This window comes from Paenibacillus sp. SER-28 (assembly GCF_052906305.1).
This window is the reverse complement of the sequence record NZ_JBRECM010000013.1, coordinates 89,309-113,478: the sequence shown is the minus strand read 5'-3', so window position 1 is coordinate 113,478 and position 24,170 is coordinate 89,309. Positions and strand designations below refer to the sequence as shown.

General features: G+C 45.4%; 23 protein-coding genes. 14 read left to right on the top strand and 9 right to left on the bottom strand.

Going from position 1 to position 24,170, the window contains the following annotated elements; translation table 11 throughout:
* The first annotated feature begins 140 nt into the window (after positions 1-140).
* Positions 141-1,247, top strand: coding sequence for a quinolinate synthase NadA (gene nadA / locus ACUYLD_RS22930; protein WP_446676068.1), 1,107 nt, complete (start codon positions 141-143; stop codon positions 1,245-1,247).
* A 45-nt stretch (positions 1,248-1,292) separates the two neighbouring features.
* Here nadA and ACUYLD_RS22925 read toward each other — a convergent pair whose 3' ends face one another.
* Positions 1,293-2,648: an outer membrane protein assembly factor BamB family protein gene (locus ACUYLD_RS22925; protein WP_446676067.1), complete on the bottom strand. Its 1,356-nt coding sequence runs from the start codon at positions 2,646-2,648 to the stop codon at positions 1,293-1,295.
* Between the two features lie 231 nt (positions 2,649-2,879).
* Between ACUYLD_RS22925 and ACUYLD_RS22920 the strand changes: the two genes are divergently transcribed.
* The 3 genes from ACUYLD_RS22920 (at position 2,880) to ACUYLD_RS22910 (ending at position 4,964) form a co-directional block, all read left to right on the top strand.
* The gene (locus ACUYLD_RS22920; protein ID WP_013310179.1) at positions 2,880-3,200 is read left to right on the top strand and encodes a hypothetical protein; all 321 of its coding nucleotides are present in this window, start codon (positions 2,880-2,882) and stop codon (positions 3,198-3,200) included.
* The gene (gene yidC, locus ACUYLD_RS22915) at positions 3,166-3,999 is read left to right on the top strand and encodes a membrane protein insertase YidC (protein WP_446676066.1); all 834 of its coding nucleotides are present in this window, start codon (positions 3,166-3,168) and stop codon (positions 3,997-3,999) included. Before ACUYLD_RS22920 ends, yidC begins: the two co-directional genes overlap by 35 nt.
* 290 nt (positions 4,000-4,289) lie before the next feature.
* A complete protein-coding gene (locus ACUYLD_RS22910) occupies positions 4,290-4,964 on the top strand; it encodes a phosphatase PAP2 family protein (protein WP_446676065.1) in 675 nt (224 codons plus the stop codon).
* A 42-nt stretch (positions 4,965-5,006) separates the two neighbouring features.
* On the opposite strand, the gene ACUYLD_RS22905 is transcribed toward ACUYLD_RS22910, so the two are convergent.
* Positions 5,007-5,657, bottom strand: a complete 651-nt coding sequence (locus ACUYLD_RS22905) for an undecaprenyl-diphosphatase (protein ID WP_446676064.1) — start codon at positions 5,655-5,657, stop codon at positions 5,007-5,009.
* Positions 5,658-5,804: 147 nt separating this feature from the next.
* Here ACUYLD_RS22905 and ACUYLD_RS22900 point away from each other — a divergent pair, with 147 nt between their 5' ends.
* On the top strand, positions 5,805-6,515 hold the full coding sequence (locus tag ACUYLD_RS22900; protein WP_336078460.1) for a response regulator transcription factor: 711 nt from the start codon (positions 5,805-5,807) through the stop codon (positions 6,513-6,515).
* Positions 6,515-7,891, top strand: a complete 1,377-nt coding sequence (locus ACUYLD_RS22895; RefSeq protein ID WP_446676063.1) for a sensor histidine kinase — start codon at positions 6,515-6,517, stop codon at positions 7,889-7,891. Before ACUYLD_RS22900 ends, ACUYLD_RS22895 begins: the two co-directional genes overlap by 1 nt.
* Before the next feature lie 79 nt (positions 7,892-7,970).
* Here the strand turns inward: ACUYLD_RS22895 and ACUYLD_RS22890 are convergent, their stop codons facing one another.
* Positions 7,971-8,444, bottom strand: coding sequence for a C40 family peptidase (locus ACUYLD_RS22890; RefSeq protein WP_061830140.1), 474 nt, complete (start codon positions 8,442-8,444; stop codon positions 7,971-7,973).
* Positions 8,445-8,797: 353 nt separating this feature from the next.
* Here ACUYLD_RS22890 and ACUYLD_RS22885 point away from each other — a divergent pair, with 353 nt between their 5' ends.
* Positions 8,798-9,832: a glycosyltransferase family 4 protein gene (locus ACUYLD_RS22885; protein WP_446676062.1), complete on the top strand. Its 1,035-nt coding sequence runs from the start codon at positions 8,798-8,800 to the stop codon at positions 9,830-9,832.
* A 5-nt stretch (positions 9,833-9,837) separates the two neighbouring features.
* The gene (locus ACUYLD_RS22880; protein ID WP_322162372.1) at positions 9,838-10,581 is read left to right on the top strand and encodes a succinylglutamate desuccinylase/aspartoacylase family protein; all 744 of its coding nucleotides are present in this window, start codon (positions 9,838-9,840) and stop codon (positions 10,579-10,581) included.
* A gap of 94 nt (positions 10,582-10,675) precedes the next feature.
* On the opposite strand, the gene ACUYLD_RS22875 is transcribed toward ACUYLD_RS22880, so the two are convergent.
* Together ACUYLD_RS22875 and ACUYLD_RS22870 are read right to left on the bottom strand one after the other, a co-directional pair.
* On the bottom strand, positions 10,676-12,028 hold the full coding sequence (locus tag ACUYLD_RS22875) for a sugar phosphate nucleotidyltransferase (RefSeq protein ID WP_250261456.1): 1,353 nt from the start codon (positions 12,026-12,028) through the stop codon (positions 10,676-10,678).
* Between the two features lie 61 nt (positions 12,029-12,089).
* Entirely contained in the window at positions 12,090-12,926 is an 837-nt protein-coding gene (locus ACUYLD_RS22870) for a DUF6492 family protein (protein ID WP_103047518.1), read from the bottom strand.
* A gap of 208 nt (positions 12,927-13,134) precedes the next feature.
* On the opposite strand from ACUYLD_RS22870, the gene ACUYLD_RS22865 reads away from it, so the two are divergent.
* The gene (locus ACUYLD_RS22865) at positions 13,135-14,004 is read left to right on the top strand and encodes a YheC/YheD family protein (RefSeq protein WP_250268223.1); all 870 of its coding nucleotides are present in this window, start codon (positions 13,135-13,137) and stop codon (positions 14,002-14,004) included.
* A gap of 85 nt (positions 14,005-14,089) precedes the next feature.
* Here the strand turns inward: ACUYLD_RS22865 and ACUYLD_RS22860 are convergent, their stop codons facing one another.
* Positions 14,090-14,572 carry a DinB family protein gene (locus tag ACUYLD_RS22860; protein ID WP_446676061.1) on the bottom strand — a complete coding sequence of 161 codons (483 nt, stop codon included), beginning with the start codon at positions 14,570-14,572 and terminating at the stop codon, positions 14,090-14,092.
* Between the two features lie 137 nt (positions 14,573-14,709).
* On the opposite strand from ACUYLD_RS22860, the gene ACUYLD_RS22855 reads away from it, so the two are divergent.
* Positions 14,710-15,258, top strand: coding sequence for a CGNR zinc finger domain-containing protein (locus tag ACUYLD_RS22855; protein ID WP_446676060.1), 549 nt, complete (start codon positions 14,710-14,712; stop codon positions 15,256-15,258).
* A gap of 195 nt (positions 15,259-15,453) precedes the next feature.
* Positions 15,454-16,233: an ABC transporter ATP-binding protein gene (locus tag ACUYLD_RS22850; RefSeq protein ID WP_250261452.1), complete on the top strand. Its 780-nt coding sequence runs from the start codon at positions 15,454-15,456 to the stop codon at positions 16,231-16,233.
* A gap of 17 nt (positions 16,234-16,250) precedes the next feature.
* On the opposite strand, the gene ACUYLD_RS22845 is transcribed toward ACUYLD_RS22850, so the two are convergent.
* Positions 16,251-17,177, bottom strand: a complete 927-nt coding sequence (locus ACUYLD_RS22845; RefSeq protein ID WP_053325370.1) for an AEC family transporter — start codon at positions 17,175-17,177, stop codon at positions 16,251-16,253.
* Between the two features lie 209 nt (positions 17,178-17,386).
* Positions 17,387-18,280 (bottom strand): oxygen-dependent tRNA uridine(34) hydroxylase TrhO, encoded by an 894-nt coding sequence (trhO, locus tag ACUYLD_RS22840; RefSeq protein ID WP_250261451.1) that lies wholly within the window; start codon positions 18,278-18,280, stop codon positions 17,387-17,389.
* 210 nt (positions 18,281-18,490) lie between these two features.
* Here trhO and ACUYLD_RS22835 point away from each other — a divergent pair, with 210 nt between their 5' ends.
* From ACUYLD_RS22835 to ACUYLD_RS22825, 3 genes are all read left to right on the top strand, one after another.
* The gene (locus ACUYLD_RS22835) at positions 18,491-19,780 is read left to right on the top strand and encodes a glycoside hydrolase family 27 protein (protein WP_446676059.1); all 1,290 of its coding nucleotides are present in this window, start codon (positions 18,491-18,493) and stop codon (positions 19,778-19,780) included.
* 257 nt (positions 19,781-20,037) lie between these two features.
* Positions 20,038-21,081 (top strand): carbohydrate kinase family protein, encoded by a 1,044-nt coding sequence (locus ACUYLD_RS22830; RefSeq protein ID WP_446676058.1) that lies wholly within the window; start codon positions 20,038-20,040, stop codon positions 21,079-21,081.
* A 582-nt stretch (positions 21,082-21,663) separates the two neighbouring features.
* Positions 21,664-23,403 (top strand): proline--tRNA ligase, encoded by a 1,740-nt coding sequence (locus tag ACUYLD_RS22825; RefSeq protein WP_446676057.1) that lies wholly within the window; start codon positions 21,664-21,666, stop codon positions 23,401-23,403.
* Here ACUYLD_RS22825 and ACUYLD_RS22820 read toward each other — a convergent pair.
* Positions 23,400-24,146, bottom strand: coding sequence for a spermidine synthase (locus ACUYLD_RS22820; RefSeq protein ID WP_446676056.1), 747 nt, complete (start codon positions 24,144-24,146; stop codon positions 23,400-23,402). The two genes, ACUYLD_RS22825 and ACUYLD_RS22820, sit on opposite strands and share 4 nt — an antisense overlap.
* Positions 24,147-24,170: the final 24 nt, after the last annotated feature.

Genomic DNA, 24,170 nt, shown 5'->3' with positions numbered 1-24,170 from the left:
TTCCATTCAAAAACTCTTGAGATTATTGTAGGCATGTGTAAATATAAGTGTCAAGACACTTGTAAACATGTATGTACACAGAGCGGTTATCTGTTCGTGAGAGCGGGAACGATCAGCCGCATCGATATGGAGGGATTCTAATGTCTATGCTTGACGTTTTACAAGGAAATCGAGGGCTTATGCCAGAGCATTATAAGACACTGACGGTTGCTGACATGGAGCACCGAGTGGCCGAGCTGAAACAAAAATGGGGACCCAAGCTGCTCATACCGGGCCATCACTATCAGAAGGACGAGGTTATTCAATTTGCTGATATAACAGGAGACTCTCTACAGCTTGCTCAATTGGCTGCACAAAATCAGGAAGCGGAGTTTATTGTATTTTGTGGGGTACATTTTATGGCGGAGACAGCGGATATGCTGACTACTGATCGACAGACTGTTGTCCTGCCGGATATGCGTGCAGGCTGCTCGATGGCAGATATGGCGAATGTGGAGCAGACAGAACGAGCATGGAAGCATTTACAGGAGTTGGTAGGAGATACGATCATTCCGTTAACGTATGTAAATTCCACAGCAGAGATCAAAGCCTTTGTAGGACGGCATGGCGGGGCTACCGTGACTTCTTCGAATGCTAAGCAAGTGCTGGAGTGGGCGCTGAAGCAAAAGGAACGTATTTTGTTTTTGCCGGATCAGCATTTAGGTCGCAATACAGCTTACGATCTTGGAATTCCGTTAAATGAAATGGCCGTGTGGAATCCAGTGACCGATCAGCTTGAGACTGAACAGGACCCGGCAACTGTAAAAATTATTTTATGGAAAGGACATTGCTCTGTTCATGAAAAGTTTACAGTAGATCATATTCGCAATGTCCGCGAGCGTGATAAGAACATCGGGGTCATCGTTCACCCCGAATGCTCTTATGAGGTCGTACAGCTCGCAGATTGCGCGGGCTCCACAAAATTCATCATCGATACCATTCGCGCGGCAGAGCCGGGAACCCAATGGGCTGTTGGCACAGAAATGAATCTCGTGCAACGAATCAAGCAGCAGTACCCTGAACAGCAGATTGAATCGCTCAATCCCGATATGTGTCCCTGTCTGACCATGAACCGGATCGATCTTCCCCATTTGCTGTGGGCAATGGAGCAGTTTGATCGGGGTGAGCCTGTGGGTGTGATTCGTGTGGATGCTCAGATCAGACAGGATGCTGTACTAGCATTGAATCGTATGCTTGCTATCCGTTAACCTTTTGCTGTTCCAGCGAGAATGTGCTGCTTGAAATCTTTGGCCTTATTTTAAAGAAGCAGGGAGCTTGACGCCAAGCAGACGGTTTCCGCTTTGAATAAATATCATTCCACCGGATTTGAGCGTTGGACCGAAGGAGCGTGAGCCTGTGTTGACAGCAAACACGGGCTTTAAGCTCATCAAATCATAGCCATGAAATACGCCATCTGATTGCCCGACGTAGACTTCTTTACCGAATACGTCAGCTTGAACGGTCGGATTATCGCCGTCGTAATGAATGAATTGACCTGAGGACAGCTTCATAGCAGTCAGTCTGGATGTACTAAAATCTTGGTAGAACATGCGACCTTCATGAATAGACAATAAAGGAACAAGTTGATCATAGCCATTTTGCGCCCACTTGCGAGCAGGTTTGCTGTCTGGCTTGTAGTTCCAAAAATCATAGGAAGCTAGTGTCTCTCCCTGAAAGACATAAAGATCTTTGCCGTACAAAAAAGCAGAACCATATACACCTCCAGATCGGTAGACACCGTCTTTATTTTCAGGCTCGGTCCAGCGGTACTGACGATCTCCTTTGGATTTACCTGTCTTGAGGTCGTACTGTGCGATCGTAACTTTATGGTTTACCGGGTCATCATCAATCATAAACGTGTTGGCTACAGAGTATACGATTCCGTCTTTAACCGCCAGTGGAAAGGAAGTTCTAAAGCTGTCCCAAAGCTTTTTGCCGGTTTTAGCGTCATAGGCATTAATCTGTTCAAAGGTCAGGCTGCCTTGTACATTATAGTTGCGGATAAGCACACCGTCAGTTTCCATTATTTCGCCCAAACCACTGTATGAGTTCTTATCCTCACTGATTTTCCACTTCACCTTGCCACTGACAGCATCAATGGCAGCCGTTTGCACCGATTGCATAATATATATAGTCGGACCAATGCGCTGAATACGATATGCTTCAGTAAATCCCAGCGGAGTGGACCACACTTTCTTGCCAGCTTCTGTAACGGCATAGATAGAACCGCTTCGTGTCATTCCGTAGATGATACCTTTGTTGTACGTTAAAACAGGGGTAAGCTGATCACCATATTGCCACAATTTCCGACCCGAACTGGCCTCAAGGGCAACCAGTCTATGGTTCGAGTCAACCGCGAATACCTTACCGTTTTCCGCTATTGTTACCGCCTGATCTGGATATCGGTTTCTATCGATTGGGATAACGGGAAAAGACCAGGAAGGTTTGATCACAGGTGCTTGGATTGAGGTGCTATAAGCGCCGTTACTCATGGAGACCGCAGACGGCTCTGCACTTGCCTTTTCAGCGAATCCACCGCTGATCAAGGGCAGCCCAATGCTGGCTACCGCCAATCCTGTAAACAATGTGCTATGTATCGTTTTTCTCATACGCGCTGGCTCCTTTAATGGTTAATAGGGGAGTAAGGATTTCAGAAAGTCACCTTTGATTAGACTGTAAAAAAAACCAAAAGTTTCATGTTGTATTTGCATTTTGGTTGTTTTGAGCATAAATACTTAAATTCAGTTGCTTGTGTCGAACCTGTATCTCTAATTAAAGATTAGTCGCTTGTCCGGTTTTCGTGCTATAATTGTGGCAACAAACCGAAGGAGGTGAATCCCTTGTTTGAGCTTCAGGACCTACTCCCTTATTTATTTACAATCGGCTTACTGTGCACAGTGACTTATACGTATCTCGCTCATTTGCACGGCAATGTACCCGAATGCTGGGTCGAAGGCGGGCCCGTAAGATCTCATGCTTCTCCACAGATGCCGATGTCTGCCCGTGGACAGGACATGCCTGTCCGGCTGGCCCGACATATCCGACGTAAGGAAGCGCCGGATGAAGATGCATCCGATTGTTCTCCCTCGTTGAACGATGGCACAGCCAATCAACGAGGAGGAACATATGAAACGATTCAAGGGATTCACCTTTTGGGGTAAAAAAGAACGGATATTTGGATTAATGGTAGTGTTGGCGGTGGTCATGCTGCTGTCTGGTTGTGGTGCGAATGCTGCGGAGATAAATGCACAGACACCGGGATTTTTTAATCATTACGTGGTGTTCCCGCTTTCTTGGCTTATTCAGCAATTGGCGCAATGGTTTGGTGGAAGCTTTGGGCTTGCGATTATGACGTTGACATTCATTGTCCGTCTGGCCTTACTCCCGCTTATGATGCGTCAAACGCGTGCCCAGCAGGGGATGAAGCGTAAGATGAGCGCCATGCAGCCCGACTTGGACCGAATTAAGAAGAAGTATGAAAACAAGAAAGATGCCACCAGCCAGCAGAGTATGCAGCAGGAAATGATGTCGCTTTACAAAGAGCACCAATTCAATCCGCTTAATATCGGTTGTCTGCCTATTCTCATTCAGCTCCCGATCTTGAGCGGTATGTACACTGCAATCCGCTTAACCCCGGAGTTGGCGTCTCACTCCTTCCTATGGTTCCGGCTCGGACAGCCGGACTGGATTTTGGCAATCGTCGTCGCAATTGTATACTTGGCACAGGCCAAGCTTTCTCAGTTTCAGATGACGCCTGACCAGCGCAAGCAATTTGCGATCATGGGCTATCTTTCACCGATTATGATGGCGATCTTTTCCTTTAATGCCCCTTCTGCCATGCCATTATATTGGACGGTAAGCGGCACCTTTTTGCTGCTTCAGTCGCTATGGTTCCGCAGACGCTATCCAATAGAGGAAGCAGAGAGTAAGGTTAAAATTGGAGAAGTCACACCAACCTAATTAGAAGATCATGTTTGTTTAACTTGGGAATTGCGCTTGTAGTTGTCACGTGTAATCTTAGGATGTCATTCGAGCCGTTTATAAGGCTTGAATGGCGTCCTTTTTTGATGCTGCTTTTTTCGCTACATTCCGCTTGCGATTTTGTAGTCAATATGAAATCCTTATATTATAAAGTGACGCACCTAATTCTTTTAATGAAATGATAAGAGAAAAGTGGGCAAAGTAAGACCTATATGTAATGCTGAACTTTGTTTTATCACGCAATGAATATTATGGAGGAACTATAGAAAATGAAGAAAACATCAACAAAGCTGCCCATTTCCTTGGCTCTGCTCACATGTATAGTATGTGCATTCGGTTTTGGCTTAGTCGCATTATGGGTGAGTGACCATCAAGTTCGGCATTTTGACCAGGAAATTATTTCGGCTATTGGACAACTAGAGTCGCCCGCCATGACCCATCTAATGAAATTTTTTACCATGCTCGGCAGTGGGATTCCAGTTGCGATCATCATTTTAATTGCCATGTTCGTGCTCTATAGAGTATTGGGACATCGCAGAGAACTGCTTTTTTTGGCGGCTGGTGTATTGGGATCGGTAATGCTGAATACGATACTAAAATTGCTTTTTCAGCGTGCGAGACCGGAGATTAACCGTATTATTGAAGAGAATGGATACAGCTTTCCAAGCGGACATTCCATGACAGCTTTCAGCATGTATGCGGCGCTGACATTTTTAGTGTGGAAGCATGTTCCTTCTAGGCTGGGGCGTATCCTTCTTATTGTACTCAGCAGCCTGCTGATTGTAGCAATCGGGACGAGCCGCATTTATTTGGGCGTACATTATCCGAGCGACGTTGTGGGTGGCTATTTTATGAGTGGCTGCTGGATGGCGGCTTGTATTTGGTTTTATCAGCGGTACGAAGAACGACGAATGCTGCCACTTCGCTCCAAATCGACAGCATAACGGGTAGCATAAATAATAAAGCTTATAAAAAAAGCAGACGCTTTAGCGTCTGCTTTTCATTTGGACAGAGGAAGTGTGCTCAGTCATCTTAGTTCTCGCCTGTTCACCAGGCTTGAGCCCCAGCTTCTGTTCCCATTTTTCATAAAATATAATAGCCGCCTGCATGAAGATGCCAGGAAGCTTCCGGCTTCGAATGAATTGATGAACGCCGACGGCACAAACTGCACCAATAAGCGCACCTGCCAAAATATCCGAGGGATAATGCACTCCGGTCCACACGCGGGATACTGCGATGAGTACAGCCAAGATAACCCAGAGGACACGAAATTTTTGATGATGAAGCCATAAAATTGCAGCCAGAGCAAACGATCCAAGGGCATGGTTACTCGGGAATGAAGCATTAGGATCATGATGAATAAGCTGAATGACTGAATGTCCGACAAAAGGCCGATCTCTGTAAAACAAATGTCCAAGGCCCCAACTAATTACAAAGCCGATACAAACCGTTATGACGGCTTCTAAAGCCATCATCCGATGCGGCATTTTAAAAGTGAACCAGTAAATCAGCAAAGCCACTCCGAATAAATACGGTGCATATTGCGCCAAGAAAAGCATGGTTCCATTCAAAAAGGCGAGGGAATTAGCCAGTTCATTGATAGAGTGAAATAAAGCATAGTCTACATTAATTAACATGAATAAATTACTCCTTAACATCAAAAAATTGAATAACAAAGTTATATTATAGAGCGACTACACGGATAAAAGCTTAAAATCAAATAAAAAATGAATGTCATTTCCATTACTCATTTGTTTTTTCTATAGAAAATAGGTGGTTTTGCAATGGAAAAGTCGGTGCTGGTTATTGATGATGAAGAGAAGATATCCAGATTGCTTCAGTTGGAGTTATCCCATGAAGGATATGCAGTTGAAATCGCACAGACGGGCAGAGAAGGATTGGAAAAAGCTCTAGCTGGTAAATGGGATATCATCATTCTGGATGTAATGCTACCGGAGATGAACGGAGTCGAGGTGCTAAAGCAGATTCGACAAGTGGACAATCATACACCAGTAATTATGGTCACTGCACGTAACACGACTCCTGATAAGGTTTCAGGTCTGGATGAAGGTGCCAATGATTACATTACGAAGCCTTTTGAGATCGAGGAGTTATTAGCGCGGATGCGGGCCAGTATGAGGCATCAAATGGAGCCAACAGCTACCACTTTACAGGAAGAGGATAAGCCGCCGTCTAGGCTCCAAGTGGACAGCTTGGTGTTGGAACGCAAGACACGGTTAGTGGTGCGGGAGGGCAATCGAATCGAACTGACGCCAAAAGAATATGATCTGCTTCTCTATCTGATGGAGCACAAAAATCAGGTATTGCAGCGGGATCAAATGATTCAGGACGTGTGGGGGTTTGATTTTGTCGGTGATACGAATGTCGTAGATGTGTATATCCGGTATGTTCGCAAAAAAATTGATCATGGATACAAAAAGAAATTGATAAAAACCGTGCGCGGCGTTGGGTACTGCATCCGGGAGGAAGACTAGTGAAGCTTCGGACCAAAATCACCCTGCTCAGTTCTATTTTAGTGATGTCGATACTCCTGTTTGTGGATGTTACAGTTCACCTATTGTTCGTCAAAATCGCTACGCGAAACGAAAGAGAAGTGCTGCAAAATAAATGGACTGAAATCATTGCCGAAACAGGACCCACGATGATTCTAAAGAATGCATGGGGCTCCAAACTAAAAGATGAGCTTTCTGGAGACACCACTCTGAGAGTGTTTGATCAGCAATCCCGACTTCTGTATGAAGTAAGTCGCCAGTCCCGATTTAAGCTGGGCGGTATACGTTTTAACACTTCACAAAGTTCTCAACTGACAGATGTACAGGGTCATAAAATTCTGGTAATCCATCTCCCTGTGCTTTCTCCAGAGGGTAATCAGAAGGGGACCCTGGAGATTGTAGAAAAATGGGATGCACTCGAAACCAATCTCGATATTTTAAATACGATCCTCATCACATCCACTGTAGGGGCTATGTTGCTAAGTTTGGTAGGGAGCACGATTTTGGCGAATGCGATATTGCTGCCGATTTCAAGTAGTATTCAAACGATGCAGGAAATTGAAAGAAGCTTGAAATTCAAAAAAATCCCCGTTGGTGGTCACAATCAAGATGAATTGTCCCAAATGACCGCTACTTTTAACCGAATGATGGAGAGATTAGAAGAAAGCTTTCAGAGTCAGCAGCAGTTTGTTTCAGATGCCTCACATGAGCTGAACACCACACTTATGATTATTGAGGGTTATGCCAACATGCTGCGGCGGTGGGGCACGCGTGACGAGGAGATTCGTAAGGAATCCATTGAATCGATCTATGAAGAAACTCAGCGAATGCGTACGATGACACAGCAGTTGCTGACTCTTGCCTCCTCACAGCAGAAAGATCCTGAGCCGTATGAGCGGATCGAAATGATCGGTTGTTGTCAACAGGTAGTAGCGCATCTCAAGCCTTTACATGATCGTCAAATTTCTATTTTAACAGAAGAGAACGAAATTTGGCTGGATGCCAACCTGACAAAAATGAAGCAGTTGCTAGTCATCCTGCTGGATAATGCATTAAAATACAGCTCGGATGAGATCGAAATAGGGTTATCTACAGATGAAAAGGATGTTTATATCCAGGTTAAGGATTATGGGATCGGAATACCTGAGGGCGAGATCAAGCGGGTCTTTGAACGATTTTATCGGGTAGATAGCTCCAGACATCGTAAAACCGGAGGAACCGGGCTGGGGTTGCCAATTGCCAAGGCAATTACAGACGCCCATCAGGGTACGATACGTATGGAGAGCGTAGAAGGAGAAGGAACGGTAGTCATCGTCACGCTGCCCCAAAGACAACAGGAAAGGCTGTCCCTCCAGTAGAATATCTACTCGCGGAACAGCCTTTTTATTGTTACTTGTAAGTTAAGCATTCGGTGGATGGAAATCATCTAAAATTATGCTAAAGGACACGACGTGCTGTTGTGTAATTGCGACTCCACCATCCCGAATTTAGATCTGTAACCGTTACGCCGCCTTTACCATACGTATGCAGAATTTTTCCGTTCCCCATGTAAATGGCTACATGATGAATTGGCGCATAGAAAAAGACCAAATCGCCTTTTTTCAACTGGCTACGCGGTACGAAAGTGCCAACAGTTGATTGCTGTCTGGAAGATCGCGGAAGCTTGATGCCATTTTGTGCAAATACATATTGAGTGAATGAAGAGCAGTCAAAAGAGCTTGTACTGCCAGCTGGGGCTCCATGTTGATAACGCACGCCCATATACTGGGAGCCTTTAGAAATAATCCGATCAGCTTTACTTGCCGAAGCGGCATGAGTGGTGGCTGGTCCAACGACGAAGCTCCCTGCGCTCAATGCCAAAGTCATAGTAAAGCAAATACCCATCCACAATTTTTTAGAAGTACGTTTCATATATAAATTCCTCCGTTATTCGTATTGTGTTGATGTCCTGAAATGACAATAACACAAATAAAATGTCCGGAATTTACCACTCATGGTTACAAACCTGTTACCCCAACGCTTTGTCCTCATTTATTAGAAAACGATGAGAATTTCCTCCTTAATTTTGGCTTGACAAAATGTATAGATTCTACTTATAGATAGGCTCGTATGACAAAAAGCGAGTTGCAGTCGATTGGCACAAGCAATCACGCAAAATATACATACCTATATACTACAATTTATTACCTGTACGGGAGTATGTTCTGATTCCCGTTGACATTGTAAGGATCACACCGTATTTCCGGTCAGGAAGGGGAATTCGTATGGCTTCAAAGCAGAATAAAGCACTCAAAAAACCACGTCTAACCATTGTTCAGGTCATTTCCAACTATCCCGATGCACAGCCGGTACCCTCCAACAAGGGCGGAACGGAAAAGGTCGTGTATGAATTAACGGAGGAATTGGTGAGACGAGGACATCATGTATCTCTTTTTGCCGCCCGTGGGAGCAGAAGCAGTGCGCGATTGATTCCCTATCCCAAGGGGTTGAAACATAGTCAGATCCCCCACTATGTACTCCGGCATATGCCTTCCGACACACATATCATTCATGATCATACCTTTCGTTCTTCTGTAGGGCGTAGGAAGCTGCCTTGTCCATCAGTATGCACCGTTCATCTTCCAGTGAAGAGACATGGTAAAAACCCAGTATATGTAAGTAAACGAGCGCGCCAGCTGATGGGCAGGGGCAAAGGTTTTTATATCTATAACGGTATCAACACACATGAATACGAGTTCAGCAGTGAGAAGCGTGGCTACTTGCTGTTCATGGGCAGAATCATACGAGATAAAGGTGTATTGGAGGCCATTCAGGTTGCAGAACGAACAGGAAAAAAACTGCTTATTGCAGGTCCTATCAAAGCTCCAGAATTTTTCCGTAAAGAGATTCAGAAACGAATTCAGCGCAATCCGAATATACGCTATGTGGGGGCAGTTGGAGGCGATCAGAAACAGAAGTTGCTGAAACATGCAGAATGTCTGTTGTTTCCGACACTGTGGGAAGAGCCATTCGGACTCGTTATGGTTGAGGCCATGGCTTGTGGAACACCGGTGCTGGCATTAAAAAATGGCTCCGTCCCCGAGGTACTATCGGGCTTTCCGCAGTTGATTTGCAAATCGGTTAGCCAAATGGCACGAAAAGCACAGCAAAAGAACTACCCGTCACCAGCGAAGCTGCGTTTGTATGTGACTCAAAGATTTACCAACAAGCAGATGACCAGTAACTACTTAAGACTATACCGTGAAATCATCCGTCGGCGAGAACAGAAGAGAGGACAACGGCAGCCTATACGGAGGTGAAGGAGATGCAGGTCAAACGATATATGCTCGGAAAGGGCTCTTGGGCAACTCCTTATTATATAGCTACAGGGGGACAGAAAGGTCCGTGTGTGATGGTGGTGGCGGGAATACATGGTAAAGAAATAGCAAGCATACGAGCTGCTGAGAAATTGGTAAAGCTTTTGAATCAGCAAAAACTGCGATTTAGCCATGGTAAGCTTATAATTGTACCGATTGTAAATCAAGAGGCTTACCGCAAACGGATTAGAGGAATACCTGATCTTAATCGAACCTTTCCGCGCAAAAAAAAGCAGCTGGCAACACAACCACTTTCCGCTGCTCTATTTAAATTAACACAAAAGCATCAACCTGAATGGTATCTCGACTTGCATGAGGCCAACGGATTGTCACAAAAGGATGCCAAGGTGCTTGGTCAAACGCTAATCTCCAATAAGGCCAATCCCGTGGTTCCTACGGTTCGTCGGATTATTAAGCGAATGAATCGCTCCATCCAGGTGAGCGACCGACATTTCAACATTCGGTTGCATGAGCTTCCAGGTTCCTCCCGCACTGCTGCAGCCCGTATTTTAGGTGCACGCGCGGTTACCGTGGAGACGGGTTGGAGCCTGCCCAAGAAAGTACGCATACACTATCAGTTGGAGATCGTCCAGCATTTTTTAAAAGAAGCCGGAATAGTCAAAGGCAACGAGGTATATTTATCTGCCAAGGTTAGAACGGTTACCTCAAAAAAATATGGCACCACAAAATAAAATCGCTTCTGGAGCAAGGATTTTTGCACCTTGCTCAGGAGCGATTTTTTATGTGCGACCTTCGTTCAGAATCCGTGGCGTGCTGATATTATATCTATGTGTTGTCAGGTCTCGGATTATAGAAGGCGTTCACTAAGCTGTTCCCCAGACGTACCTCAATCAGCTCCAGTGGTGTATCCAGATCGGCCCGGATCGTGTGATACGTATCGACCGGAATGCTAAATACAGAACCGCTTGCCGCAGCAAAACGTTCTCCGTTCAGCATGACCTCTCCTCGGCCGGACACGATCGTCCACACTTTAAGTCCACTGCCATGAATACGGCCATTCAAGCGGTGATCTGGCAGTACCGTCAGCCGTATGGCCAGTATATCGTTCAGACTCCGATGATCAAATTCGTCCAACACCCGGTAACTGCCCCAAGAGGTTTCGCCATGCTTGGGATGTAGTTGAAGTTTGCCTAGCTGGTCCTTGATCGCGTGAGCATGGCTCTTGGAAGCGATGAGAATGCCGTCGGGGCTCGCAGCTGCAATAATATCTTCTACACCAATGACATGAAGTGGATAGGGCAACTCATTGACGATGTACGTGCCATGAGTTTGGCCACTGATCTGTCCACGCCCGATCACTTGGCTATTTAGCTGCTCTGTTAGAGCCTGCCAGTTGCCGATGTCGTGCCATTCGCCATCGTAGGGCAGGACGATGGCATGTTCGGCACGCTCTGCAATCTCCTCGTCGAAACTGCGAACCGGGAGGCCATCATACATTGCGCATAATGCTTTATCGTTCAGCGGCAAATAACTTCGCTCCATACAGGAGAGCATATACCGTAATGTAAAAGCGTAAATACCACAGTTCCACAGCGCACCCTGATGAATAAGCTGCTGTGCCCCGGAATGATCCGGCTTTTCTGTGAAGCGAGCAACTTGCGCATAAGAAGGTTTCCCTTCCCGTATCATTTGCAGACCCGGAACGACATAGCCGTATTGGTCGGAGGGATGAGTGGGCCTTGTCCCAAGCATAGCCAAATCGGCTCCGCTCTCAAGCAATAAGCCGGAGAGCGCTGCTATGCTATGGAAGAAATCCTCCCCTGCAAACATGTCCGCTGGAGCAATGCAGAGAACTTCATCCAGCCCCATGCCTCTGGTGTGGAAATAAGCAGCCGCCAGTGCAGCAGCGGTGAAGGTTCCCCGTTTGGCAGGCTCGCCCAAAACGGGCAGACGACCTTCTGTATGGCGAAAGGCTAGATTTACCTGGCTTCGATGAGCCAGAAGCAGGGCAGAGGAATCCAGCCCGGCTAATGTAAGCTGACGGTACACCCGGCCGAGCATAGATTCCTTTCGCCCGTCAGGGGCGGGCAACAACTGGAGAAACAGCTTCGACCGGATTTCGTTGGATAGTGGCCATAGCCGTTTTCCAGCACCACCGCATAACAATACGATGCGCACGGACGTTTCCTCCTTCAATGCAGATCCATTTGGATTGCATCATTTTGCAGGATTTTAAGAACTATTTTAGCGATGATTCAATCTTTGTTTTTGGAGCAAGCTGGTACACCTTGCGTTGATGAAAAGATAGGGAACGATAGCTCTTGGCCAAGACATCCAATTGTTTTTGCGACAGGGAAGAAGCCCGACTATGAAGCGCTTTATTCAATGACTTGCGCAAAATCATCTGAGAAGGCTTATTGCTGTATAAATAGTTGGCATACGTTTCATATTCGGAAAACCCAAACTGTTTTGTCCGGTTTATACTTTGGATAATCGCGTTGTACCAAGGTTTTCCATGTCGGGCCTCGATAACTTGCTTGAGCTGGGTGAGCCGCGCTTTTTCAAAAAGCATATAGTGAGTGACAAAGGATTTTGGTGAGGGTGCTTTAACGCCCATCAGCTTGTGGTAGGTGCGAAAATACTCAGGCTGGCTCCAGCTACGGTAGTAAAAAATCGTTTTTCCGTCTTTACGGAACGTATGTGGACGAATCAAAATCGTGTCTGCGTCAATGACGAGAAAAAAAGAGGCTTTACTGATTTTGTCGCCATTCATTTTGAGTAATTGTTGATACAGCCAGCCTGAGCGGTCCCAGCGCGTTGTCCCGTAATGAATATGTTTTTTGGTGATGGGCAGCACCGTTTTTTCGTCAATAAATGTACATTTCTTGTTTGCGCACAGACGGCGAATCCCGGTGCTTTGCGGTGAGACGATATAAATAGTTCCAATTCGGTGCTGCACGTGACGGCGCAGACTGTCAATCACCAGCGGTAGTGTGGCAAGATCTTTATCAATTGCTGGAATCAGAACATCGATTGTAAGGGAACCCTTCCGTGGCCCATCCGATTGCGCTGACATGTTATTCACTCCCTATATGTGCAAATATACGCTCCCAGCGTCTCTCCATATCGTATGCTTGGACAGGCGCTTTCGACCGGGCAAGGTCAAACGTCCATTTCTATGCAGGACAGGGCTGATGAAGCTTCGAATGGGGAGTTAGCGCATACGATAGATTGATCTTTTTTAACAGGAGCGTTCTACCTGAGAGTAGAGAGGAGAGGGGCAAGTGAATTCTTCACAAGCGCAGGCATTGCGCAGCAAATGGCATAAAACCCAATTGTTGCTCCAGCATGGCAGCATCAAGCCGTATGTACCTGAAACTCGCAAATATAATAAAGCAAATTTGAAATCAATGCTGGAGAAGTACGGTATGGTCTATGTAAAACCCGAGCGAGGTACCTTTGGTAAAGGTGTAATGAGAGTAGAGCAGGAGGCCGGCCAGCGTTTCGCCTATCAATATGAGGAAACGCGCCAAGAATTCAAACATTTGGATGCACTATATATCAGCCTATCGAAACATACGGGGAAGAAAAGTTATCTCATTCAAAAGGGAATCCATTTACTACGCCATCAAATGCGTTATTTTGATATTCGGGTCATGGTGCAGCGTAATGAAAAAGGGCTATGGGAGTCTACCGGAATTATTGGACGTCTTGGTCATCCCCGTAAAATCGTGACCAACTATCATAGTGGTGGTAAGCCGATGGCCTTGGAGCAGTTACTAAAATCCCATTTATCGCAAAGCAAGCAGGCGGAGCTGGTTAAGAAACTAAATGAACTGGGTCTTACTATCGCCAAACAACTGCAAAAAACATATCCGAAATTCCGGCAAATTGGTGTGGACATTGGACTGGATCATCGCTTTATCCCGTGGATTATTGAGGTGAATACGAAGCCGGACCCATATATTTTTAACCAATTAACAGATAAGTCCATGTACCGTAAAGTGTTAAGCTATTGGCGACTGGCTAATGAAAAAAGGAAGGTCACCGTCCCAAGCAAAGATACAAATAAAGATAAAAATAAAGACAAGAATAAAGGTAAAAATAAAGATAAGAATGTAATTAAAGATTCTAAAAAACAAAAAATATCTTGACCAGTAGATTGCTTCATTGCCAGCAGCTAATACAGAAAAAAGGATGAATTTTTCATAATTCATCCTTTTTATTTAGGATTACATTTTAAACTCGCCAAGTCCCCAATTGTTTGCGTATAAGTACGATTTGTCCGCTATGATATGCATCGTGCAGCGTCCACCGCGATAATTCAGCACCGAGAGTGTCGGAGCCGTGAGGCTTATCCAGATCAGCATCATTCAGAGCAGTAATGGCGACAAGCAGTTGGTTTACAAGAGCTTCCGCTTCTTTCAGCGTCTCCTGCCATCCTTCATGGTCTTCAGCATCCCCTGGCGGACCGAATGTCTCATCGTTGCTTATTCCAGTTGAACTTATAGGGCGGTTAGTTAAACGTCTCAAAATACGCTCATTGTAATAATTAATGTGACGAACCGTTTGCCAAATCGTGTTTCCTCCACCTGGTGGTGTCCAAGTGGCCTCCTGTGTATTCACACCGTGAAGTGCTGCGGCAAGAGGAACAATCCATTCTTCCTTATCCCATGAATTTTCTCTTTGCAATACCAGCATATTTACTCGATCTCGGCTCAACTAACCCAACTCCTTTTGTAGGGATGTAACTAGCTAAACATAGGATAAATCGTTACAATTAACAATGTAGCATGACAAATTAAGATTTGCAACCAGTTAAAATGATTTTAGTGGTTACAGACGGTGGAGGAACTCTTTTGAATACACTTTGGACTGATCTTGTAAACAGCGAATGGCACGATTGGAGAGGGAGCGGACGTTCAGAAGATCGTTTGTTGAAGCCCGAATGGCAAAATGAATTTCTTATGCGGTGGCAATTTACCGCTTCGGTCCCAGCCAGTGCAGAAGATATCGAAGAAATGCAAATTCTCCGGCGGGAATTACGTAGCTTCGCTGAGCACCTGACTTCTGGCGGACAAATGACAACTGATCTGGTGGATATGATTAACCGAAAGATGATGGAAGGGGGGCCGGTCACTCGCTTATTAAAGCAACAGGATGAGCATTTCAGCATTGTGCTGGAACCCGTGACAAATGGTTGGAAAAAAGTGCTGGCAGAGGTTGTAGCCGATTTTGCCCAGGCACTTGTCAATAGCGGCGGCTCCAGAATTCGTATTTGCGATAATACCGATTGCCGATGGGTATTTTACGATGATACCCGAAATCGGTCAAAGCGATTTTGCGACGATAAGATGTGTGGTAATTTGATGAAGGTACGCCGTTTTCGCGAGCGTAAGAAAAAGTAGATGGAGCAAGAGAATTTACATGAGCAGTACATGTTGAGCCCACTCCTATAGGAACAATGGAGTGGGTTATTTAAAATTGAACAACCTGTGACCCTGTGCTATGCTTACATAAAAGAGGAGCTAGCCGTACTAACGATGATCTTTACTATGCGTATAAACATCTGATGATACGACGAATAGAAAGGGTGTACAGCCATGAATTCTGTCATTGAACTTAATAATGTAAGCTGGAAGAGAGATAACCGTACCATACTGGACCAAATCAATTGGCAGGTAGCTGAGGGGGAGCACTGGGCTGTACTCGGCTTGAATGGATCAGGTAAAACAACGATGCTCAATATGATTAACGGTTACATATGGCCAACCACAGGTAGTGTCGGTGTATTGGGGCATACCTTTGGAGATGTGGATCTGAGGGAGTTGCGCAAATCTATTGGTTGGGTCAGTTCCTCTTTACAGGAAAGAATTAATGGGAGTCAGCGTACGCAGGATGTTGTCATTAGCGGCAAATTTGCCTCCATTGGACTTTATGACCAGACGACGGATACAGAGTATGAACAGGCCGTTCAGCTTATGACGCAACTAGGGTGTGCTCATCTCGTGGATCGGTTGTATCAGGGATGCTCACAGGGAGAAAAGCAAAAAGTACTTATCGCCCGCGCATTAATGGCCTCGCCCAAGCTACTGATTTTGGACGAGGCGTGTAATGGTTTGGACTTTTTCTCCCGGGAAGCATTGCTAGATAGCATTCGCCAGTTATCGGAGTCGCAGGCTTCGCCGAATTTACTGTATGTTACACATCATATCGAAGAAATTCTACCGATGTACACGCATACGATTTTAATCCGCCGGGGCACGGTATTTGCCAAAGGTAAAACGACTGATATTCTGAGTAGTGACACACTTAGTGCTTTTTTTGAAACGCCTGTACAAGTAGAATGGAGACAGGATCGTGCATGGCTCTCTATGGTGTAGAGAGTCTTTTTTTCTCGCTAACCTGCTACCAACATAATCAGAATAGGCAATATCAGGAATGAGGCAAGCGTGCTCCAAAGGATGCAGGTGGAAACCAGTTTTGGCGATGCATTAAATTTTTCTGCTAAAATGACAGCATTCACAGCAACCGGCATCGAGGCCAGAATGAAGAGAACGGAGAACAAAAGGCCTGAAATTCCCAGTATCAGCATAGCAAGACAAGCCGCAAGCGGAGAGAGCAAAAGGCGAATTGTTAGTCCGGCGTAGCTGGCTTTTTTAATAGACGACTCCAGTTTGAATATTTTTACATAAGCCATCTGGGTACCAAGGATCGCCAGCACGACTGGAGAATAAGCGGCAGCAATCATCGAGACGCCCGACTGAATGCCAGAGGGAAGATGCCAGTCCAGCAGCCGCAGTCCCATGGCGAGTAGAGCTGCATAGATCGCAGGAAGTGAAAACACCGACTTAACAGCACTTTGAACAGAAAATTCAGAGCGGGCTGCAAAGTAAACGCCAATGGTATTGACCATAATCATCTGGATGACGACATACACGGAGGCTTTATCCAAACCGAGCTGCCCAAAGGCAAGTAAAATAAGGGGCAGGCCATAATTTGCACTATTGGTCAGCGTGGAGATTAAGGTAAGTCCAGCCGTTTCCGGAGTGCTCAGTCTAAAGATTTTCCCCGCTAATTGTGCAATTCCCCACAACAGCAGCAGGTTCAGTATTGAAAAAGCGGCAGTCTGCGCTACATCATGCCAAGAAAGCTGTGCTTTGAGTAGCGTGTCCAGAATCATGGCGGGGCTTAAAAAATATAAATACAAAGTCGAGAGCGGTTTCGTTTCCAGCTTCATGAATTTTCCGAGTAAAAATCCGGCGATCACTGGAATGGACAGCGGAACGATAACGGATAATAGAGTTGAAAGTACGATTTGTATCATGAATTCCACCCATCCTTTCTGTAATGACATTTTCCATTATAAGGCGCTACTTTCGAGCCCGTCCAAGATGAAAACACAATCAAGGTCATAGGTATATACTATGAAGCCTTCGACACTTATTGTGAAAACAATAAAAGGGATGCCCTATTAGCCGTTTATCATGGCTGTGGGCATCCCTTTTATTATAATGAACCAATGATACTGCCGATTTATGCAGTAGCGACGGTTTCCGCTTTGGTTCGGCAATCATCAGAGCAATAGTGCTGATGCTGTTCTTCGCAATCCGGACATACGATATGCTGGAGATTGCACACCGGGCAGTTGATATAATGATCGCTTGGCGTTTCACAATGGAAGCACTTGCCGACAATGACGTCTTCATCCGTATGATTGATCGGAATGGAGATTCGTTCGTCAAATACGTAGCATTTACCGTCAAACAAACGTCCTTGTACTTCCGGGTCCTTGCTGTAAGTCACAATGCCGCCATCCAACTGGCCTACATCGTTAAACCCTTCTTTGATCAGAAGACCGGACAACTTTTCGCAACGGATACCTCCGGTGCAGTACGTCAGGATTTTTTTGTCTTTGAACTGAGTCATATTGTCGCGAATCCATTGTGGAAATTCACGGAACGATTCGACTTCAGGGCGAATAGCCCCGCGGAAATGACCGATGTCATATTCATAATCATTACGTCCGTCCAGAACAACTACATCTTCATCTTGAAGCTGTTCATAAAACTCCTTTGGTGACAGCCGCTTACCGCTAATTACATTAGGGTCCAGTTCATCCTCATGACGCAGCGTAACTAGCTCCTGACGATGGCGTACAAATATTTTCTTGAACGCATGACCGTCAGACTCATCTATTTTAATAACAATATCGTGGAATTTCGGATTGGCGCGCAAATCACGCATATATTGCTCCGTTTGCTCTACTGTACCAGACAGTGTTCCGTTGATTCCTTCTGCAGCAATCAAGATTCTTCCCTTGACGCCCAGCTCCTTGCAGTAAGCCAGATGCTCTGCCGTAAAGGTGGCAGGGTCTTCTATGTTGACATATTTGTAAAACAACAAAATTCGATAAGCATGTTCACACACGTAAAATCACCCTCTGATTCAAGTCAAAGTTTTTTAACAAGCAATTTTAAATGTACCACATTCTTTAAGTTAGTCAACTTAAATGTATAAAAAGTGGAAATGGAAAAGATGACGAGCGACAAAAGTAAGGGTTTACATTATAATAGTAACGTAGTAATGAGGGGATTTCTGGTAGCAGGATGAGTTTTACTAGGTGAAAGGATGAATGAAATGAAACATCATTTGACAGCGCATACACCACCTATGGGGTGGAATAGCTGGGATTGCTACGGTGCAGCAGTACGGGAAGAGGAAGTACGGGGAAATGCTCAATATATGGCGGAGCACCTAAAGGAATATGGTTGGGAATATGTCGTGGTGGATATTCAGTGGTATGAATCAGGAGCAGTATCTTCACAGTATCGCCCGTTTGTCCCATTGGAAATGGATTCATTTTCACGTCTTATTCCAGCGGTGAATCGTTTTCCTTCGGCAGCAGATGGACGAGGCTTCCAAGCTCTTGCGGAATATGTACACGGTCTAGGATTGAAATTTGGCATACATATGATGAGAGGCATCTCCCGTCAGGCGGTGCACCAGGATACCCCGATTTTGGGAACCACAGCCACGGCGAGACAAATTGCGCATCCCAACTCTATTTGTCCCTGGAACACAGATATGTATGGGGTAGATGCATCCAAGGAAGGCGCACAGGAGTACTATAATTCGTTGTTTGACCTGTATGCGGAATGGGGTGTGGATCTTGTCAAAGTAGATGACATAGCTGCATCACGTCTCTATGGTATTCATTTGGCGGAAATTGAATTGATTAGGCGAGCTATCGCCCAATGCGGACGTCCGATGGTGCTGAGTCTATCACCTGGTCCTGCACCGCTGGAGCATGCATCTGATTTAATCGCAAACGCGAATATGTGGCGTATGACTGATGACTTCTGGGATGTATGGCCTTTACTGTATGGTATGTTTGAGCGCTGCGAGAAGTGGGCGGAACATGTAGGTCCGGGTCACTGGCCGGATTGCGACATGCTGCCACTAGGTCATCTGGGTATTCGTTCGGTAGATTCGGTGGATTCCGGCAGCCATGACCGATGGACACGCTTTACGAAGGATGAGCAGCTAACGATGATGACCTTGTGGAGCATTTTCCGGTCTCCATTGATGTTCGGGGGAGAACTGCGGGATAATGAAGCATGGACTCTTTCCTTGCTAACGAATGAAGAAGTATTAAATGCTCATCGCAACGGTTTGAATGCGCGGCAGGTGTACAGAAAGGATGAACATATCGTTTGGACTTCACATAACGGGGAAGGTCATGTATACGCAGCTTTGTTTAATGCTGGAGATGAAGCTTCAAAGGTGCGTGTATCCTTAAAAGACCTTGGTATTGAAGGACAGGCAAATGCCAGAGATTTGTGGAACCATGTGGATTTAGGTGTTTTAACACAAGAACTGTCCGCAGATTTACCTCCTCACGGAGTAGCTCTATTTATTTTGAAATAGAGGATTTGCAAAAATCCTGAATAACATAATGTAAGGAAGAACTATGCTGCAATTCCAACCCAATCACCCTATCGTAAAAGTGGAAGGTAAACTTTACGATAGGGTGATTTTTTTGCATGGGTAACTTTAGGATATTTTAACGAACTCGACATTATTCTTGGGAATTTGACATTTGGAACGTGTTAATTTTATAGGGTGCCTATTTCTGTACAAATTTAAATCATTCTAGCGAATAGACTCGAGAAAGGAGTCAAATCATGAAATTAAAAAAAATCCACAAAAATGAACAGGACGAGCCTTGGCCCTCTAGCAAACCAATACTATGTATCGGGGGGGCCAATCTGGATCGCAAAATCATGATTAAAGGTACATTTCAGCTTCATACCTCCAATCCGAGCAGTACAAGGCTGCAATCTTGCGGTGGGGTAGCACGAAATGTAGCCGAAAATTTAGGGAGGTTGAGCCAACGGGTCAGCCTGCTAACTGCGGTTGGGGACGATGCGGAAGGTGAATTTATTATTGAACAGTCCAGCCGTTACATGCACGTGGTTCCTCTGCAAGTCAAAGGTGAGCCGTCAACTGGGGTTTATACTGCCTTGCTGAATGAGCGTGGTGAACTGATTGTAGCGACAGCAGAAATGGAGATTTATGATCAGATTCGTCCTTCAGTAATTTATGAAAATACTCCTTTAATCGCCTCGTCCCGACTCGTTCTGCTGGACACTAATTTCTCTATGAACGTAATTGCAGCCACCATACATGTCTGCCATAAACATCGGGTTCCGATTGTCGTTTCTTCGGTATCGGCCTCCAAGATGAGAAAGCTTCCCCGGAATTTGCATGGGGTGGAATGGCTGGTATGTAAACCGGTGGAGGCTGAAGCTTATTTGGGGCTAGAACTTACAGATGATCAGCATATGTTGGATGCCACCCGGATTTTTCACAAACTTGGGGTTCAAAATGTCATTTTTATCTGTGGTGCTGATCGAGTTTTGTACGCCTCTCAGGATGGAACTCATGGACAAATTCCTATGCATCCCGTTCAAGAGGTCATTGATGTCACAGGCGCAGATGATGCTTTTATTGCCGGGATGATTTATGGAATCACCCAAGGTTATCCTATGGAGCAAGTGTGCCAATTTGGAATTAGCTGTGTCGACTTGACCCTGCAAACGGATCGGACGGTTTCAGAGACCCTTTCTATGAATAAACTCCATTCTAGGTTTCAGGAGCTGTATGGCACACATTCGCAAAATTTTGTGTTTTTCAAGGGCGTGTATTTTAAAAAGAAAGATACATAAGTAATAATTGGTAAAAGGAGCATGTTGTCTGATGGACAGCGTGAAATACGTAATTGTTTTTCTGCCACAGTGCCTCCTTTATTTGCTTTTAAAGGGAGGTTCTTTGGTAGAGTCCGCTTTGTTCTGGGTTTTCGCAGGTGTATCCGTTCTAAAGTCTGGCCACTCATTATGCAATAGGGTAACCAACGGAATTTAATTATCTTGAAAATTAAATATCGTTCATGTCCCTGGCTGATCTCAGATAGACGATTATCTCCTTGACTAGAAGTTACATTTCGTGTAAAGTGGTGAAAATTGTAATATATAGGAATAGTGTAGACCAAGGATCAAAGGTTCAATACCCGCTGTACAGAGAAGAAACTCATGGGCTGAAAGGTTTCTCGCCGCGAATGAACGTTTCCCTGCCTTGCGAGCTGTAGCGGTTTGTAAGTTAAACCGTTACCGGCTAGACGCCGTTATCTGATGAAGGACCGTTCCGTGTATGGCTACGGTCAAATTAAGGGTGGTACCACGACACATTCGTCCCTGACGGATGTGTCTTTTTGCGTACATTTTATCGTCCATACAAGGAGGTAGCTACACATGCGCCAAAGCCAATTATTACTGACAACCTTGCGTGAAGCACCCGCAGAGGCCGAAGTGATCAGTCATCAGCTTATGCTGCGGGGAGGATTTATCCGCCAACTGGCGGCTGGAATGTACACCTATATGCCATTGGGCAGACGGGTGCTCAGAAAAGTAGAGCAAATCATACGAGATGAAATGGATCGCGCCGGAGCTGGGGAGTTGCTGATGCCTGTATTGCAGCCAATGGAGCTATGGCAAGAATCAGGGAGATACGATGTTTACGGTCCTGAGCTGATGCGTCTGCAAGATCGACATGATCGAGAGTTTGCATTGGGGCCTACACATGAAGAGGTCATTACGTCTTTAATACGAAATGAAGTGAATTCTTATCGCAAATTGCCTGTAACCCTGTATCAAATTCAAACCAAATTTCGGGATGAACGACGTCCTCGATTTGGCCTGCTTCGCAGCAGAGAATTCTTGATGAAGGATGCCTATTCGTTTGATGCACATTGGGAAGGACTAGATCATACCTATTGGACTATGTTCCAGGCATATCAGCGCATTTTCACCCGCTGCGGTTTGTATTTTCGTGCAGTAGAAGCAGATGCGGGTGCCATTGGTGGCGAAGGTGAAACCCATGAATTTATGGCTCTAGCTGATATTGGAGAGGACACCATTGTAGCATGCACCTGCTGTGAATATGCAGCTAATCTTGAAAAAGCCGTGGCGCGGTCGACGGAGAAAATAGAAATAGCTCCAGTCTCAGATGAAAATGAACATGTCAGCCATCCTTCTTTTGATACAGCTAAAATGGAAAAATTCCATACTCCAGGCCTACGTACAATAGATCAACTGGTTGAATCGCTTCACATAGAACCTGAAGAAATCATCAAAACACTGATTTATATGGCTGACGATCAACCTGTTGCTGTAGTTGTCAGGGGTGATCATGAGGTTAACGAAGTGAAAGTTAAACATATTTTAGGTAGTGAAAAATTCGAAATAGCAAGTGCAGACACCGTGTCAAAGGCGACTGGAACCCCCGCGGGGTTCATAGGCCCATGCGGATTGACGATCCCTGTGTGGGTAGATTACGCCGTTGTCCAAATGTCCAGCGGTATCGCAGGCGCGAATGAGCTGGATTATCATTATCGACATGTGAATCCAAGGCACGATATAGATCTTCGGCATGTGGCTGACTTGCGGAATGTAATAGAAGGGGATAGATGTCCTCGATGTGACGAAGGGGAATTGAAACTTTATCGTGGGATTGAGATCGGACACGTGTTTAAACTGGGCACCAAATATAGTGAGAAGCTGGGTGCGACTTTTCTGGATGCTTCTGGAACGGAGCAAGCGATGATTATGGGCTGCTATGGCATTGGCGTATCCCGGATCCTTTCTGCTATTGTAGAGCAAAATCACGATCAGAACGGAATGATATGGCCTTACGCGCTGGCCCCGTTTCAAGTTCATATTATTCCGATTTCTGTGAAAGACAGGCTTCAGATGCAAATAGCCGAGAAATTATACAACCAACTGCAGGATCACGGTGTGGAGGTGCTGCTGGACGATCGTGAGGAACGGCCCGGGGTTAAATTCAAAGACTCTGATTTAGTAGGTATTCCCGTGCGCATCGTCGTTGGTAAAGATGCCGAACACGGGAAAGTAGAGTTAGTGGAACGAAAAAGCTGCAACAAAGAGACGATTCATATCGAAGATGTAGAGAGACGGATATTGGAACTACGCTAAGCATCTGTATCCCGTAGAATATGGCCTTCTCCAAGTGTAGTCTCATGAAAGTCCGCCATCTGACGTGCCTGAAACCGGATTGGCTTGTCCCGACCTACCATAATGATATTTTGAATGTCGGCAGCACCATCCGAGGGGAGCGAGAAAGTTGTGACATAGGCGAATTCTTCACGCAACGTTGTGTGAATGGCATTGATCAGGTGGTCGTGTTCACTTTTGCCCATTAAATTCATAATCAGGGAGCCTTCGGAATCCAGCTTTTCTTTGGCCATCTTGAAAAATTCCCAGGATACTAAATGCAAGGGTGTACCCTGCTCTGTGAAGGCGTCCAGAATAATATAGTCATAAGCATCAGGCGCTTCCTTCTCCAGAATGCGTCGTCCATCGCCAATAGTTACATTATCCTGATCGTATCCAAAGAATGTTCGGCTGAACTCTACGACTTGTGCATCCAGCTCGGCAATCTTAAAGCGTTTATCTGTAAAATGACCCGCTATTGTACCTATACCGTGCCCAATAACAAATACATCTTCAAATGACGGATCGTTCAGTTCCATGAGATGGATGATTGCTCTAGGATATTCGAACAAAATGCGTTGCGGATGATTCAAGTCCACCGCGCCTTGGATGGCTGTATTTGAAAACTGCATCACCCGAAATAATCCCTTTTCACCGTACAGCTCGGTGGTTTCGTATACTGTGATTTCATGATTATGGCTCAACTTTTTGTACAAGACATCCAATTAAATGATCTCCTTCAAGTCAGA